Raw genomic sequence first — 16,197 nt, 5'->3', positions numbered from 1 at the left:
TTGATGTGCACTGCAAGAAAATGGTCTCGGCGGTTGCCGTGTGCGCGACGCAGCCTCAGAAGGTGAACAGAACGGATGCGTACCAGGAAAAGCGATCCGTTTGCTCCGCGTTCTCAACTCCTCGCCTCACATAGCCGAGCAGATGGAAATTGCTGCTGAGATCATAGCGCCATCCTACCCCGAGGCTGGTTGTCGCGGGCGTGCCCGCAGAGTTGGCGGTCTGATGAAAAAGCTCCGCACCGATCTGAAGCTTGGACATTAGTTGATATGTGAGAACACCACCCGCCAAACAGAAATCTGCTCTGCGAACAGCGCTAAACACGCATCCACCGCCCCCGAAGGCGGACCATCCGCCCTTCCAATCCTTTTGCACCCAAACCGGCAGAAGCACCGAGGCATGGTTGTCGCCGATCGTGTTCGAACCGCTGGGGAGAAAAACGCGAGGAAACACGGCGACGTCCAGACCGAGGTTGTCCTGATGCAGAAATCGGTATTTTGCGGCAAGCTCTATGTTGCTCAACCCCAAATGAGTGCCGCCGGCCGCAGATTGACTGAAGCCCGCGGGCAAGGTCGCTGTGAGCTGAAGGTCAGGCGCTGCACCGTAGTTAAAATCTATGCCCGCCCCGCCATCTACGCCGTCGCGTGTATTCGTCCCGCTGTTGAATGTGTATATCTCGAAGTGATGATATTCGGTCGGTTCGGGATCGTCGGACACGAAGGGAGGACCCGCGACCGCCGGCCGCGCCAGCAGGACCAGCACTGTAGCACCTAGCCAACCCAACAGAACGCGCACTGAACGACATCCTCTGCCAAACGATCTGCTCGGGGTATGGAATGCGAACGTCCTCGCCAGAAGGCGAGCACTCCATCTGAGCATCACTGGGCCTGTGTTGCGACGCTGGATCCGGGATGCCGTCCCGGTCTCTGCGGCAAGACCAAGATAAGCACGACGATGGTGGCGAAGATCACCCCAGATGCGAGAGGACGGCTGAGCGCCAGCCCGCCGTGGCTCCTTGGCTTGTCCAGAAAGTCGCCGACCGTGGCACCGAGCGGCCGCGTCAAGATGAAAGCCGCCCAGAACAGGAACACGTGCGAGATTGTCGTCCAATAGTACAGAGCTGCCAGCATGATCAGTCCTGCACAGAACACGAGCGCGCCTCCGTCATATCCCAATCCGGTACTGTCCGCGGTCCAGTCTCCGAGAGCGGTACCGAGAGTCTGCGAAAATGTGATCGTCACCCAATAGAAGATTTCCACTTTCGGCGTTGCAACCGTCTGAACGTTTATCGAACCGAGAGTGAGGTACCAGGCCCCGAGCGAGCACAAGACGCAGGCCAACAAAATCAACGAGCCTCCTGTGTAGCCGATGCCCAAAGAGCGATCGAAAAAGTCAGCCATGGCGGTGCCCACCGTCGTGGAGGCCACGATGGCGATCCAGTAAATCCAGGCGTTGAACCTTCTCGTCGAGATTTGAGCGATCACCGCCGCAACAAACACGGCAAGGAATATGCCAGTGCCAATCAAATAGCCCCCGTTATGGGCATTCTGGTCGGCGTGCAGCCAGCTCATTGTCACAGTATCTCCGCCCGTTTCGCCGAGCGTCGTGGCGAGGATCTTGATCACCCAGAAGCCGAGCGTCACCTCAGGGATCTTGCTCACGAAATTGTCTTCGTTCGGCATTGTACCTCCAGCAAACGTCCACGGTTTTGGTTTTGCCTTGTAAGCGCACTCTTTTGTCGAGCCTCAACGCCGGACGCGCGAGAAGATCGCTCTACAAAATATGTATTTTCTGCAATTCTGCCGCTCGGCAACAGCAGCAAATCGCGTTCTGGAGATCGCATCGCGGCTCGCTTGCCGCAACATCACCGGAACACTTGTGCGCCGCAGCCGAAAGAGCATCGCAGCCGTCCTCAGTTGTTTCCGACCGAGTCCATGACGGACAGCAGGTCAGTGATCGTCTGCTTGCATTTGGTCGTATCGGGCGACGCTGCCTGCAACGCCTCGAGCGCACGGTCGATCGCCTTGTCGAGCGTGTGCCAGTCGGCGGCGGCGCGCGGCTTTAGCGCAGCTTCCGCATCGTCCCATTGCGTCTCGAGATCCTTGATCCGGTTCTTGGCGCCGGCGAGGTCGCCCTTGTCGATCAGCCCGGAAACATCGACCACGACGCTGCGGAACGGCGACAGGTCACCGAGCTTTGAGGATACGCCGGCTTCGGCCGTCGGCAGGAACGAAGCGGCGCCGCCTGGAGGAATAGGCTCGCCAATGGCCCACGTGAGCAGGCCGGCCACTGCTGCCAGAAGAACTCTTTTCATGAACAATCTCCTCACGGCTCGCCCCGTGCCCCATCCACGCGGGCTCTTGGGTAAAAGCTCAAGATAACTCCGCCGGATGGACACCTTTGCTGCGATCCCCCTCGAAGGTCACCCAGGCGACCAGCGCGATGATCACGGTCAGGAATACCAGGCTGGTCTGGATCGTGCCGAGACCGAATCCGCCGTAATGACGCGACTGCGACAGCAGGTCACCGAGCGACGCGCCGAGTGGGCGCGTCAGAATGTAAGCAAGCCAGAAGGTCAGTACCGGGTTGACACCGAGCGAGTAGAAAACGGCGATAAACGCGATCAGCACGCCGAACGCGAGAACGCCGAGCTGGAAACCGAGCCCGAGCGCCTCGGTAGCGAGGTCGCCCGCCGCGGTGCCGAGCGCAAAGGTGAAGAGAATGGCTGTCCAGTAAAACAGCTCGCGGCGGGTGGTCACGATGGTGCGGATCGAGAGCGTGTTCTCGACGCGGTACCAGATCGCGAAGGTTCCGGCGAGCGCACAGGCGAAGACCGCCGTGCTTACGTAAAGGCTGATCTCGAGCTTGTCGCTCATGAGGTCTGTAATTTGGGTTCCGACAATACTGACCAGAACCACGGTGAGCCAATAGATCCAGGGAATATAGCGGCGTGCGCGCAGCTGCAAGACAAGCGCAGCGATCAGGAGACTTGCCATGCAGGCCATGGTCAGGGTTGCGCCGAGACCAACATGCACGGCGAGATAGTCTGCGCCGGTCTCACCGACGGTGGTCGAGAGGATTTTGATAGTCCAGAAGATGAGCGTGACCTCCGGAACCTTGTTCAGCATCGGCGATAAGCGCAGTTCCCCGGCCATGGACATGTGGCTCTCCCGAGTCCAGTTGCACTCAAGCGACGTCGGAAGTTTGGCCACGGCCAACTTAGGCGCGCCTTAGGACGAGGAGTTTCCTGCAGCGCCGACGCTAACTTTTTTGTCAACTTGCGGGCGGACCCGGCCTAAGTCTGCGCTAAGTCTGAAGCACAAGAATTAGGCAGGTCCGATTCTGGACTCCCGAGTGAGGACTGCTGATCGAGGACGACAGAATGATCGGCACAGCCATCGAGCAGGCGCTCAAGGACGCTGCCTATGCGGTCGATTGGGTCACCGATGGCGAGACGGCGGTCCACGCGGCGGAGAATGAATCTTACGAGTTGGGCCTGCTCGATCTTGGGCTGCCGAAGGCGGACGGCCGCGAGGTGCTTCGGCGCCTGCGCACACTGGGCCGGAAACTCCCTGTGATCATCGTAACCGCGCGGGATGCGGTCGACGACCGGATCGACGGCCTCGATCTCGGCGCGGACGACTATCTGGTGAAACCGTTCGAAATTCGCGAACTGCTGGCGCGGATGCGCGCGGTGCTCCGCCGCGAGGGCAGCGGCTCCCCGCCGCTCTTGAGCAACGGCAAGCTTAACCTTGACCCGGCAACGCGGCAGGCGTCGTTTGTCGACCAGATCGCGCTGCTGACCGCGCGCGAGTTCGCTTTGCTGCAGGCGCTGCTTGCGCGGCCGGGCAGAGTCCTGTCGCGCAGCGAGCTCGAACGGCAGATTTACGGTTGGAATGAAGAGGTCGAGAGCAATGCCATTGAATACCTCATCCACACCATCCGCAAGAAGCTCGGAGCCGCAGCGATCCGCAACGTGCGCGGAGTCGGCTGGATGGTGGACCGCTCATCATGATCAGGTCCCTGCGCGCGCGCCTGTTCGTCGGCCTGACCGCAATCATACTGGTGAGCGGTGCAATCGGCGGAATGTTCGCCTATAGCTGGGCGTTCGGCGAGGCCATCGAACTGCAGGACTCGATCCTGATCCAACTTGCGAGCCTGGCCCAAAATGCCGGTTTCAGCGGCGGCCAGCCTCTTCACGGCGTCGAGGAAGACACAGAGGTCTGGCTCGTCGAGTTGGGAAAGACGCCGCGAGGCTTGGCAGAGGATCGCCAGCTCTTCAACCTGCCCGATGGTCTGCAGGTCGCGACGTGGAAGAAACAACCAGTCCGGGTGCTACTGCGAACGCGATCCGACGGCAGTCGGTTCGCCGTGGCGCAGCCGACCACTGTTCGAGACGAAACCGCGCGCGATGTGGCGTTTCGTACGCTGCTTCCGATCGCCGCGCTGATTCCCTGCCTGATGCTGGTCACCGCGCTTGTCATTGCGCACTCGCTCCGCCCGATAATCCAGCTGGCCGGAGATCTCGATTCAAGGCGAGCCGATGACATGACTCCGCTGCCGCTTAAGGGGACGCCTAGCGAGCTGCATCCGTTCATCACCTCGATCAACGGACTGTTGGCGCGTATGCGGCTCTTGATGGAACAGCGCCGGCGCTTCGTTGCCGACGCAGCGCATGAGCTGCGCACACCGATCACCGCGCTCAGCCTGCAGGCGGAAAACCTTGATTCGGTCGCGCTCCCCGAGGTCGCGCGGGAGCGCGTTGCCGCACTCAAGCACGGTATGCATCGCACCAAGCATCTCCTTGAGCAATTGCTCGCGCTGGCGCGGCATGAGGCTTCCCCCTCCGACCCTGCCGAAATGCCGCTTGCAGCGCTAGACTGTGTGGCGAAAGAGGTCGTGGCCGATCTGCTGCAGGAGGCGCTTGACCGCGGCATCGATCTCGGCTTCGTGCTTGTCGAACCTCTCACGGTGCGCAGCGAGCCGGTGATGCTCGCGGCGATCATCCGCAATTTGCTCGATAACGCGCTTCGTTTCACGCCCCGGGGCGGAACGATCGATATCGGGATCTATCGACAGGACGACGTGGCGATCCTGCAGGTTGAGGATACCGGCCCCGGCATTGCTTCCGGCGACATGGATCAAATCTTCGATCCGTTTTTCCGGGGGTCTCGCCCGGAGGGAGAAGGAACCGGCCTTGGCTTGTCCATCGTGAAGCGCATTGTCGGCAGCCTGGGCGGCGGAATCGCGCTTGAGAACATCGCGGGCGCCGGCCGGTCGGGTCTGCGTGTCACGGTTCGGCTGCCCATTGCCGGCGATCCGGATGCATTACCCAGCAGGGACGCGGGCGAGTAGAGAAGCCCAAGGGGCGCTGGAACGGGCGGGCTGCTAAGTCGCAGCTAGTTCTCATCGGAGAAATGATCCTGCTCAATCAAGGAGGCGAAGGAGGATGAGTGAGCTTTGGGCATCTTCAAAATCCCAATTCGCAATCACGGCCTGTCTGACCTGCTCGGATTGCCGCCGCGACGATGTCGTCGACCGCGAGAATCACGCGTGGGATGCCAAGGGAAAGCGCATCGCACGACACGGTGGCAAGGATGGCCACGTCGCTGGCACCGGCCTGTTCTTCGCTCTGCTCGCCGCATTGATTATCGTGCAGATGGCGGCCCGGAGGTTCCAGCCCTTACTCTACTGGGCGACGATCAATTGCTTCGACCACCTTTGGCACCACGATGGCCGATTTGGCCGACCGTTTGCTCGGCATCGGTTAAACGGGTGGGTCGACGCTGTTGATCGCGTGTCTGCTCCTGATTCTTGCGCTCTGGTACGCAAGCGAAGGCACGACCGCAGTTGATATCGTCAGCACGCCGAGGGTCGAGGACTTCTACTGGGCTGCTATTAGTTTTTCCCAGACACTTGGTACGGCGCTCGGCGATTGGGCCGCCAACACCGGGAAGATGGGTTATAACGGCGACGCTGATTTTCCTGGCTGCGCTCGCCGTGGGGACGGTGCTTTGTTATTCGGCAAACGTATCGCGCGTTGCGTTGTTCTGCGCCTTCATCCTGACGCGTCCGCCTTGGCGCACCGGTGGGCGATTTCCTCGACAAGCCGGTTAGCGAGGGAGGCTTTAACTGGAGCCGACCACTCGCATCGGCCGTGCTTGCGATCTTCATCGTCGCGTGCCCGTTTCTTATTCCGCAGTGACCCGGCCGTCATCCGGACAATAGGCGCTCGACTAGTTCAGTTTGAAGACGCGGTCATTCTGAAAACGCCTCGGCTGTGTTAGAATGATGCTCCGGAGAAATGACATGAAATCCGTGCTTATTGGGCTCGCGCTTGTGCTGCTGTGCGACAATTCCGCAAGCGCGCGTTATTGTGACAGCGGCCAGCAACCCGTGCCTCCCCACGTAGCGGAGCGAATGGCGCTGCCGCTGTGCGGCATTGCCGCGACACAGCCTTGGGGTCCAAATGGCTGCCAGCTCTGCGACCCCCGCAACATGTACCCAAATCCATTCGGAGTGCATGGTCAGGCGCGCTTGTCTTCGCGGCGCGGGCCCGCGACTTGGCTGGCTTATTGAAGCAGGTTTGGCTGAGGACCGATTGGGATGCGATCAATCCAGGCGTATTGGCTTAACCCTTGAGCCAGCCGGCCGCCAGAGTTTGCGGAAGCTGCACGGCCTGCTGCGATGGCTGGCTGCAGATCGAGGTGCGCGGTCACAAGGTGGGCAAGGGCAACCCTGCCCGTTCAGCGTCGCATACCGATGCTCACTCTATCCCGAGCGCCCACAGCATCCCTGCCGCGAATTCGTCTGCGGCTGGCTGATCGAATCGAGCCCGCTGCCGAATTGGGTGCGGCCGGATCAATCCAGCATGATCATGCTGGCTGCCAATTTCTTCTGGCGAGGCCTGCCTGTTGACGTCGTGGTGCCTGTCGGTGAGCAGCCAAAGCAGAAGGCGCTGGATTGGCTGACGCGATTCTGCGCGGAAAACAGACGGCTGCTCGTCTACCAGATTGGCGAGGAGTGGTTCGCGTTCGGACCGCCCGTGTTTCAGACCGACATCGCCAGCCGTCTCGCGCGCGGCGAAACGCCGTGGGGCGACTGACCCAAGTCGCGGAAGCTGTTCATCTTTTGACCTAGAATGTTGGGGCACAGCGCGATGCGGCGGATCGCCGCGCGACATGTTTTGTCAGGAATAGTTGCGATTTAGACACACACCGCGGGAAAGCGCAGGCGGCCCCATCGCGAATATTGTATGTGGCATCTGGCATACAATAGGCTCCGCTTTATCCCGGGCGCGGCAGACGGCCCGCGGCATAGAGTGGAAACGAAATGAGGAAGGCCTTCCTGCTTGGAACAGGCTTCGCGGCCCTGTGCGCAACGGCTCTCAATCAACCATCGCGAGCAGCAACACTTGATGACGTCGTCGCGCGCCTTGACGCGCTAGAGCGCAATAACGCAAAGCTCGCGAAAGAGAACGCGCAGCTTCGCGAACGCGTCAATCACATCCATGAGCCGAAAGCTGCGGTCGCGGTCGCTGCAACAGCCTCGCCCAAGGGCAATCCCGTTCTTCACGCGGCTGTCGCCTCATCGCCGGCGCCGGTACCGGAGCACACCATTGTCAGCATCGGCGGCGCTCCGCTCTACAGCAAGGCGCCCGGCGCCAATCCATTCATCGACAACACGACCGTGACACTCTACGGCCATGTCGATCTCTCGGGTGACATCTTCAATTCCGGCGTCTACGACCAGGGCACCAAGTTTGGTGTCTCCAGCAATCTCACTTATTTCGGAGTTCGCGCGCGCCACAACCTCGATTCCTATGGCTACCCGGGATGGGCGGCCATCGCGCAGTTCGAATCCCTTGTGGAAGTCGCGGCCGTTCCGACCGAGCGCGCGGCGTTCGGCACCCGCGACAGCTTCCTCGGCATGGAAAGCCCCTGGGGCACCATCAAGGCCGGCAAGGCGGACACGCCCTACAAGAAAGCGACGATCCGTTCTCGGCGATGCTTGGCGATTACAACTCGATCATGGGCAACACCGGCGGCGATCTCCGCGCCGAGTTCGATTGGCGCGCCTCGCATGCGATATGGTATGAATCGCCGGTGTGGAACGGTTTCCAGGCGTCCGTCATGATCTCGCCGGGACAGAACACCGCAAAGGACAACAGTGACTACGCGCTAGGCGATTTCAACTGCCCGGCCACGTCGTCCCGCGGCAGTGGCTCCGGCTTCCCGCTCACATCGGCGCCGGAAGGCTGCACCGACGGCTCCTACGGCAATCTATACAGCGCATCGCTAACCTACAACAACGGTGGGTTCACGGGCATCGCCGCCTACGAGCTTCACGAAGGCACCAATCGAACCGGCGACGAGGCGGTGACGGCTCTGAGCAATGGCGGCGTTCTCACCGTTCCGGCGGGCGCGGTCGGCATCGCAAACGAATGGGCCGCAAAGGTCGGCGGGGGCTACAAGTTCAACGACGTGATCGGCAGCCTCCAGCTCTACGGAATCTACGAGATCATGCGCCGCCAGAATACGATTGCCGCCTTCAACGAGCGTTCGCGCGACGGCTACTTCCTGAGCGCGACCCAGACGGTCGACAAATGGGACGTGAGCGCATCGTGGGCCCACGCCAATGCCTCGCCCGGCTCGCCGGGCACAGGCGTCCTCAACGCCTATCCCGTCGGCGGGGTCCCGGTCTCGGCCCCGGCGGGCGCCGCCGACTTCGCGCTCAACACCGTCGACTCCAGTGCCGACCAGTATGCGATTGGCGTGAAGTACCACTTCAGCCCGTTCGTGAGCTGGTACATGGTGGGCAGCTATCTGCGCAACGGACCGGGCGCGCATTACTGCCTCGGCGCCAGTGGGCACGGCTACGCCGTCTGCGGACGCGACGCCAACAACAACGTGGTTTCCGGCAACAAGGCCGAAGCGGTCACGACTGGTATGACCTTCGACTTCTGAACTCGAAGCTTGGAAAGAACGAGCTGTTGCAGCTTCACTTCGCCACCGCGAGCAACATCGCGAGGCAGAGCGGCGTCAAGGCACGCCGCTCTGCGGTGATACGATCCGCTGCCAGGTCTTGACGAACTGCTCGCGCTTGACAGCATCCAGATAGGTCAGCGCCGGAAGCCCCAGCGTCGGAAAATTGAGCACGCCGGGTTTTTCCGCGAGGTACCGAGCTTTCATCTGCTCGCGGTCTGCGCCCAGGCCGGCAATTGAAAGACCGAATGCATCTGACACCACAGTCTGGCCAGCTTCGGAGAGCGCATATTCGACGAATGTCCGGGCAAGAGCCGCATGTCGTGCCTTGCGCGGGATCACGATGGTGCGGGACACGGCCACGACATAGTCCTCCGGCAGCACGATACCGAGGTTTCGCTGCACCTCCGCCTGGCGCAGCGCATAGGAGCCCAGCACGTCGTAAGCGATCACGGCATCGCCGCGGCCGAGCGAATCCAGCATATCCTGCGTACAGCAGTAGAGCCGCGCCTCAGCGACGCCGAGGGCGTGCGCAAGGCGCCAGAAATTCGCCGAAAGCATGGACTCGGTGGTCGCGAACAGGTAGCCGACGCCGCTGACCTCGATGTCGTAGGTCGCGATCTTTCGGCGAAATCGTTCCGGCGAAACCTCCAGGAGCCGGATCAGATCCTGATGCGACTTCGGCACCTCGGTGCGCTCGATCGCATCCTTGTTGTAGACAATGACGGCCGGTTCGAGCGTGAATCCGAAGATTTCGTCCCGCCAAATGGCCCAGTCCGGCAGCCCGGCGGCGGAGACCGAAACCTTCTGGATGTGTCCGTCATTGGCAAGCTTGACCTGGAGGTCCATCGCCGAGCTGATCAGAAGGTCGGCGGCGGGCTTATCGTCGGTTGCGGTCAGGGCCTCCTGATAGAGCGGGACGGTCTCGTACAGGCGATAGCGAACCTCGATTTCAGGGTGCGCCTTTTGAAAGCCTTCAATGACCGGACCCATCGCCACGACGTCTGCCGTTCCGTGAATGAGCAGCGTACCGGAGGCCGGCGAGGGCGCGGAAAAGACGATCAGCTCGTGCGTGGATTTTGACTGGTCGGCAAAGCCCTGTGAATGGGCGAGGAGAAGCACCACGGCCAGTCCGAACGACCATGGGCTGCGCAATAGCACGCGTCCCGAACGACAAGTCATCATGATGTCCTGGGCAGGGTTACTTTGACGACGAGCCCGCCTCCCGGGCGGTCGAGCAGGCACAGATCGCCACCGGCGGCAGCGGCGGCACTCTTGGCGATGTTGAGCCCGAGACCGGTCCCGGCGGCGCTCGCGCTGCTCGAGCCGCGGCGAAAGCGTTCGAGCACGATCGGCTTCTCGTCATCGGGAATACCGGGACCGCGGTCGGCTACCTCGAACTCAATGGTCGATCCATCGGTCGACGTGCGCAGATCGACGTCGATCATGCCCTCCGGGGCGTATTTCAGCGCGTTGTCGAGCAGATTGTCGATCAGCTCGCGGAACGCTAGCGGCGCGCCGCGAACCAGGAAGTCCTCGTGCGCCGTCGAAAGATCGGCGAGCCGGCAGCGCCGCATGCCGCCGCTCGGAAGCCGCTCGACCGCCTGCATGTAGAGTTCGAGAAAATCGCAAGCAGGATTGGCCGAGGTCTCGATATGATGGGCGATGGCCGCTTCCGCCAGCAGCTGATTGACAATTCGTGTGGCATCGACTGCGTTGGCATGAATACGATGCACATAGCTGTGCACGACACTCGCATCCCGCTCGGATGCAGCGACTTCGGCGAGCGCTCGGATCGAGGCGAGCGGCGTCCGCACCTCGTGCGTGGTATCCACGGCGACCCGGCGCAAGGTGCTGAGGACGCCGTCGAGCCGCTGCATGAAGATGTTCAGGCTCGACACCAGCGAGCTCACCTCACGCGGCACCGATGTCTGAATCGGGTTGAGGTCGGTTGGCGATCGCCCGATCAGCTCGCTCTCGAGCGCGACCAGCGGCGCCCAGGCTCGCTTCAGGCCAGTCGAGATCAAGAGGCAGATCACGAGACCCGCCAACGCCATCGGCGCGAGTGAATTCTTCACGATGAGGGCGGCAAGCTCCGTACGGGCCTCCCGTGTCTCCGCGACCGTGATGCTGACCCAGCCGGACTTCTCGCCAAAGTCGATGTAACGCTGGACGCTGCCAATCCTCACGGGATCGTCGGTATAGATAGCGTCCTCGAAATGCGGTTTGTGATCACGTGTCGGCGTCGGTTCGGGCAGGTTGGGGTAGCCGGTGATCAATGAGTGGTCGGGCGCCCGCACCGCATAGAACGCCCGGGTCTCGCGCGATGCACCCAGGATCTCCAGCGAAGCGAGCGGCAGCTCCAAGGTGAGATGCCCGTCGTCGACCCGGATGTTGTCCGCAATCGAAAGTGCCGCGGCCGCAAGTACGCGGTCGAAGGCGGTGTCGGCGGCCTCGAACGAGAAGTTGCGGATGTAGAAGAACAGCCCGACGCCGAGAACGGCGAGCAGCGAGATCGCTCCGAAAACGATGTCCCGCTTAATTGACTTTTGACGGCTGCGCATCGTCGATCATCGCGACATAGCCGGTTCCCCATACCGTGTCGATCCGGAGCGAGGAAGATTTCAGCCGCCGCCGGATCCGGGAGATGTAGAGCTCGAGCGCGTTCGGGTTGACGGCATTCTCATATCCGAACAATTGGTCCATCAGGCGCTCGCGCGGGACAACCTGTCCGACGTTCAGCGCAAGCAACTCCAACAGGCGGAATTCGCGCCGCGTCAGCTCGACCTTGCGGCCGGCGGCAATGATCGACTGCGCGGCGATGTCGATCGTGATGTCGCCGAGTTCGATCCGGCTGGTCGGTGTGCCGCTGTGCCGGCGTACCACCGCTCGCATCCGCGCCTCGAGCTCGCGAAGGTCGAACGGCTTGACCAGGTAATCGTCAGCGCCGATGTCGAGCAGGTCGATCTTGTCGCCGATCTCGCTGCGCGCGGTGATGACAAGCACCGGCGTGTTGATCCGCCGGCCGCGCAAAAGCTTGAGCACGTCGGCGCCGTCCATGCCGGGCAAGGTGAGATCGAGAATAATGAGATCGAACGGATCTTCCTGAACGCGCTGCGAGGCGAGGCCGCCATCGGTCAGCCATTCGACCGCATGACCCTGGCCGCGAAGGCGCGCCGCGATCGCCGCGCCCAGATCGATTGTGTCTTCGATCAGAAGCGCGCGCATGACAAGTTGTGCATAGGCCGTATCCCCCCAGGAAAAACGTGTCTCAGAGACCGGCACAGGTGTCGCCCGATGCTGATCTTTCACATGGTCCGGTATGTCGGTCGGCTTGAGTGCCGAGCTTGTCATTGCCCGGGGCGCCATTGCGGTTGGCGCTCGTTATTGGCTGGACGAGTATTTCAGGATCAGTGATGCGGTCAAGGGCCCGGCCTCAGTGGCCGTATCCGCACGGGCGTTTTCGGCTAATTCGCCGGCTCTGATTGTGCATGTGCGAAGGGGCGCATAGGCCGGCATACATGTGACGAAGTTGCAACGGTGAAGATCTGTCGCGCAGGCATTCTTCGTCCCGCGCCAGATGACAGGGTTTTGACAGCAGTCACCGCCAATTTTCCCCCGCTTACAAAATCTCTTTGGGGGGGCGACATGAAATTGACGACGCAACTGCGCCAACACTGGCTGTCCGGCAGAGCCAGGCTGGATCACCACAAGACGGACCTGAGCCCGATTGCCCGCTATGCGCTGATCGGGGCGGCCATCTCCGCGATCGGGCTTGCGACGGTGCCCGCGAAAGCGGACGACCTCAGCGAGTTGAAGGCCGAGATAAGGGCGCTGAACAAGCGCCTGTCGGACATGGAAGAGCAGAAGACCAAGGTCAAGGCGCTGAACGACCGGCTGAAGCAGGTCGAGAAGAAGGAGGAAGCGAGGGCGGAAGCGCCGCCGCCAGCCGCCGGGCCGATCCCGACCAAGGCTGGTCCCTGGGAGAGTTTCAAGACCGGCCAGCCCGTGCACATCATCGAAACCCAGAACACAGACGTGCTGCTTTACGGCGTCATCGAGCCAACGCTGGGCTATGTGACGAACGTCGACAAGGCCGGGCGTTCGACGGTCGGCCTCAACACGTCGTGGTTCAGCGGCAACCGCTGGGGCATCTTCATCACTCAGACGGTCTTCCCCGAATACGGTTTCAATCTGCTGGCGCGGATGGAAAGCGAATTCGAGCTGCCCAGCGGCAACATGGACACGCCCGGCGTCTTGTTCAATCGCGACGCGTGGGTCGGCTTCGAAAGCCCGACGCTCGGCAAGTTCAGCGTCGGTCGTCAGAACACGCTGCCGCGCGACGTCGCCAACATCTGGGGTGATCCCTACGGTGCCTCTGCGCTCAGCACCAACGAAGGCGGCTTCACCAACGTCAACAACTTCAAGCAGCTCATCTTCTACACCAGCGGCGGCAACGGTGCCGGCGGCCAGGGCGACACCAGATACGATCAGGGCCTTGTCTGGAAAAAGGTGTTCGACAACGGCCTTTATCTCGGCGCAGCCTATAATTTCGGCGACGGCAACGGTCCGGGCGGGCCGAATGGCAGCGGGCCGATTCCCGGCGCAGGTCTCGACAAGGGCAGCAGCGCTGCTGTGGCGGCCGGCTACAATGCCGGACAGTTCCACGTGTCGGGCTTCTACACCGAGTCCAACGTGCTCGAGATCCCGACGATCGGCACAACCAATGTCGGTCACACCCACCAGTCGTGGGGCGCCGGTGGCAATTGGGACGGCGGCCTGCTTCGCCTGAATGCAGGTTACATCCGCTACACGGCCGACCAGGGCGCGATACTCGGCACGCGCAACGACGACGTCGTAACCGTCTCGGCAAAGGTCACCCCCTCGAAATTGTACGACGCCGAAATCGGTTGGCAGGACTTCTTTGCCCACAATGCCGCGATCAGTGGCGCCGGCTATACGCTGGTGCCGTTCAAGGATGCGACGGGCGGGGTCGCGACCGGGACCGGCACGCGCATGACCACCTACGCCTCGTTCATGTACCACCCGATCCCGAACATCGACGTCTACATTGCCGGCGATCATCTGAAGACGACGGGCGGATACAGCGCGAGCCAGGCCCATCTGCACACGTCGGCCGACGAGGTCGTGACCGGCGTTCGTTACAAATGGTAGGCGACTAGCCCCAGCAAACAGCGGACGGTCGAAGTCTCCGACCGTCCGCGAACGATGCTCCAATGCTGCCGGCGAATTCATACGCGGACCGTGCTGCAGAAGATGCCGGGGGAGATGCCCCTCAGTCGGTCATCTTGAGCCGTAGTAACCGGGCCTTTCGGCTCGCGGCACGGGAAGCTGTACAGAAGAAAAAATAGAGTTGATGGAACGGGAGAACGCCATGTCAGACGCCATTCAGGCCAACACCGCGACCTATCGCGAGCCCGCGATCATGTCTGGTTCCACATCGTTCTGGCCAAATGGCTGGTGGCGCTTGATGGATTACAAGATCGGCATCATCTCCCTGCCGATCTACGCGATCCTCGTCGTGCTCCTCGCCATTCTGACGCTGCAGGGCCAGATCAAGCCTGACGCGCCGACCATGATTGCGGTGCTGGTTCTCGGCGGCTTTACCTGCGCCGAGATCGGCAGGCGATTGCCGATCCTGCGCAACATCGGCGCGGCGGCGATCTTTGCGACCTTCATTCCGTCCGCACTGGTCTATTACCACCTGATCCCGGCGCCGATCGAGAAGTCGATCATCGACTTCACCAAGTTCACGAATTTCCTCTATGTTTACATCGCCGCCATCATCGTCGGCAGCATCCTGGGGATGGACCGCAACGTCCTGGTCAAGGGTTTTCTCAAGATCTTCGTGCCGCTCGGCGTCGGCTCGATCGCGGCGGCGGCCGTCGGAACGGCAGTCGGCATGATGCTCGGACTTGGCGCCTACAAGACCTTCTTCTTCATCGTGGTGCCGATCATGGCGGGCGGTGTCGGCGAGGGCGCGATCCCGCTCTCGATCGGCTATGCGGCCATCCTCGGTCAGCCGCAGGGCGACTTCTTCGCCCAGGTGCTTCCGCCGGTGATGCTGGGCAGCCTCACCGCGATCCTGTTCTCCGGCATGCTCAACTATGTCGGCAAGAAATACCCGCACCTCACCGGCAACGGGCGGCTCCAGCCGCCGGGCGATGACGCGCTCGATCTGGCTGCCATGGAGCCGCCGGAGGACACGACATCCTCATCCGACATCACGGCGATTGCCGCGGCCGGACTGACCGCGATCGTGCTCTATCTCATGGGCGTGATGCTGTTTCATCTGATCGGCCTGCCGGCACCGGTTGCGATGTTGTTCCTCGCGGTCGCTGCCAAGCTCGTCAGCGCGGTATCGCCGCGGTTGCAGTCGGGCGGGCTGGTCGTCTACCGGTTTGTCCGGATCGGCATGACCTATCCCTTGCTGTTCGCGATCGGCGTCTCGCTGACGCCGTGGGAGAAGCTGATGGCCGCCTTCACGGTCGCCAATGTCGTCACCATCGTCGCGACCGTCTTTACGCTGATGGCCACAGGCGCCATCATCGGCCGGCTGATGAACTTGTATCCTATCGAGACCGCGATCGTGAACGCCTGTCATTCCGGCCAGGGCGGCACCGGCGACGTCGCCATCCTGACCGCGGCAGAGCGCATGGAGCTGATGCCGTTCGCCCAGATCGCCACGCGGATCGGCGGCGCGATCACCGTGACTGCCGTTCTGGTGCTGTTACGGTGGATTGCCTGAGCCGACGGTTGCGACCGGCATGACGTTCGATTTGCTCAACTCGAAGCTCTGCAACAGGGGAGCAGCAAGTGGCTCTGCAATCGGCCAACGGCGGAAGCCTGTCTTGGGTAGGCAACCCGCTCCGCCCCTTGGCGCGAAGCCCCGGGCCGACTGTCTTTACGGCACCCCTGCATCGGCACGGGCAATCATCTCGTCAGCTTATTGTTTAAGCAAGAGGTGGACTGTGAATGCTGATCGAAAATTGACCCCATCGGCGTCGTCGGGACCCCTTCAGGCCCTTGATTTCATTGAATTCAGATGATGGGACCCCCACGCCGATCATGGCTGAGACCCCACGCCGAAACACACCTGAGTACCGGAGTGTGAGCTTGCGGCCGCAGCGCTTGCACCGGATCAGACCGGCCAGCAGCGCGTCTCCATGCTTGGGCGCGCCGTGATGCCGACCA

At 61.8% G+C, this 16,197-nt stretch carries 14 protein-coding genes and 1 pseudogene; 8 read left to right on the top strand and 7 right to left on the bottom strand.

What is annotated here, in order from left to right; all coding sequences use genetic code 11:
* Nucleotides 1-55: 55 nt before the first annotated feature.
* The 4 genes from IVB27_RS14530 to IVB27_RS14515 form a co-directional block, all read right to left on the bottom strand.
* Nucleotides 56-760: a transporter gene (locus tag IVB27_RS14530; RefSeq protein ID WP_247444223.1), complete on the bottom strand. Its 705-nt coding sequence runs from the start codon at nt 758-760 to the stop codon at nt 56-58.
* A 116-nt stretch (nt 761-876) separates the two neighbouring features.
* Nucleotides 877-1,680: a COG4705 family protein gene (locus IVB27_RS14525; protein WP_247444222.1), complete on the bottom strand. Its 804-nt coding sequence runs from the start codon at nt 1,678-1,680 to the stop codon at nt 877-879.
* A 230-nt stretch (nt 1,681-1,910) separates the two neighbouring features.
* Entirely contained in the window at nt 1,911-2,312 is a 402-nt protein-coding gene (locus IVB27_RS14520; protein ID WP_247444221.1) for a hypothetical protein, read from the bottom strand.
* Between the two features lie 58 nt (nt 2,313-2,370).
* A complete protein-coding gene (locus tag IVB27_RS14515; RefSeq protein WP_247444260.1) occupies nt 2,371-3,153 on the bottom strand; it encodes a COG4705 family protein in 783 nt (260 codons plus the stop codon).
* A 206-nt stretch (nt 3,154-3,359) separates the two neighbouring features.
* Here IVB27_RS14515 and IVB27_RS14510 point away from each other — a divergent pair, with 206 nt between their 5' ends.
* The 6 genes and pseudogenes from IVB27_RS14510 to IVB27_RS43595 all read left to right on the top strand — a co-directional run bounded on the left by IVB27_RS14510 (nt 3,360) and on the right by IVB27_RS43595 (nt 8,964).
* Nucleotides 3,360-4,013 (top strand): response regulator transcription factor, encoded by a 654-nt coding sequence (locus IVB27_RS14510; RefSeq protein ID WP_256468373.1) that lies wholly within the window; start codon nt 3,360-3,362, stop codon nt 4,011-4,013.
* Nucleotides 4,010-5,353 carry a sensor histidine kinase gene (locus IVB27_RS14505; protein WP_247444219.1) on the top strand — a complete coding sequence of 448 codons (1,344 nt, stop codon included), beginning with the start codon at nt 4,010-4,012 and terminating at the stop codon, nt 5,351-5,353. Before IVB27_RS14510 ends, IVB27_RS14505 begins: the two co-directional genes overlap by 4 nt.
* Before the next feature lie 94 nt (nt 5,354-5,447).
* Complete coding sequence (locus tag IVB27_RS14500) at nt 5,448-5,852, top strand: hypothetical protein (RefSeq protein ID WP_247444218.1); 405 nt, start codon at nt 5,448-5,450, stop codon at nt 5,850-5,852.
* Nucleotides 5,788-6,285, top strand: coding sequence for a COG4705 family protein (locus tag IVB27_RS43600; RefSeq protein WP_247444217.1), 498 nt, complete (start codon nt 5,788-5,790; stop codon nt 6,283-6,285). The genes IVB27_RS14500 and IVB27_RS43600 overlap by 65 nt, the downstream gene beginning before the upstream one ends.
* Before the next feature lie 299 nt (nt 6,286-6,584).
* Complete coding sequence (locus IVB27_RS14490; protein WP_247444216.1) at nt 6,585-7,103, top strand: hypothetical protein; 519 nt, start codon at nt 6,585-6,587, stop codon at nt 7,101-7,103.
* Between the two features lie 227 nt (nt 7,104-7,330).
* Nucleotides 7,331-8,964 (top strand): annotated as a pseudogene (locus IVB27_RS43595) (porin).
* A 75-nt stretch (nt 8,965-9,039) separates the two neighbouring features.
* Here IVB27_RS43595 and IVB27_RS14475 read toward each other — a convergent pair.
* Genes IVB27_RS14475 through IVB27_RS14465 form a run of 3 tightly spaced genes read right to left on the bottom strand, consistent with a single transcriptional unit; the run spans nt 9,040 to nt 12,210 of the window.
* Entirely contained in the window at nt 9,040-10,164 is a 1,125-nt protein-coding gene (locus IVB27_RS14475; RefSeq protein WP_247444214.1) for an ABC transporter substrate-binding protein, read from the bottom strand.
* Nucleotides 10,164-11,546, bottom strand: coding sequence for a sensor histidine kinase (locus tag IVB27_RS14470; RefSeq protein WP_247444213.1), 1,383 nt, complete (start codon nt 11,544-11,546; stop codon nt 10,164-10,166). Before IVB27_RS14470 ends, IVB27_RS14475 begins: the two co-directional genes overlap by 1 nt.
* The gene (locus tag IVB27_RS14465; protein WP_247444212.1) at nt 11,521-12,210 is read right to left on the bottom strand and encodes a response regulator transcription factor; all 690 of its coding nucleotides are present in this window, start codon (nt 12,208-12,210) and stop codon (nt 11,521-11,523) included. Before IVB27_RS14465 ends, IVB27_RS14470 begins: the two co-directional genes overlap by 26 nt.
* Before the next feature lie 420 nt (nt 12,211-12,630).
* Here IVB27_RS14465 and IVB27_RS14460 point away from each other — a divergent pair, with 420 nt between their 5' ends.
* Together IVB27_RS14460 and IVB27_RS14455 are read left to right on the top strand one after the other, a co-directional pair.
* Nucleotides 12,631-14,157 carry a porin gene (locus tag IVB27_RS14460; protein WP_247444211.1) on the top strand — a complete coding sequence of 509 codons (1,527 nt, stop codon included), beginning with the start codon at nt 12,631-12,633 and terminating at the stop codon, nt 14,155-14,157.
* 271 nt (nt 14,158-14,428) lie between these two features.
* On the top strand, nt 14,429-15,751 hold the full coding sequence (locus IVB27_RS14455; RefSeq protein WP_247444259.1) for a 2-hydroxycarboxylate transporter family protein: 1,323 nt from the start codon (nt 14,429-14,431) through the stop codon (nt 15,749-15,751).
* The last annotated feature ends 446 nt before the right edge of the window (nt 15,752-16,197 follow it).

The sequence above is a fragment of the Bradyrhizobium sp. 197 genome, assembly GCF_023073375.1.
Taxonomy (GTDB): domain Bacteria; phylum Pseudomonadota; class Alphaproteobacteria; order Rhizobiales; family Xanthobacteraceae; genus Bradyrhizobium.
This window is presented reverse-complemented; position numbering and strand designations above follow the sequence as displayed.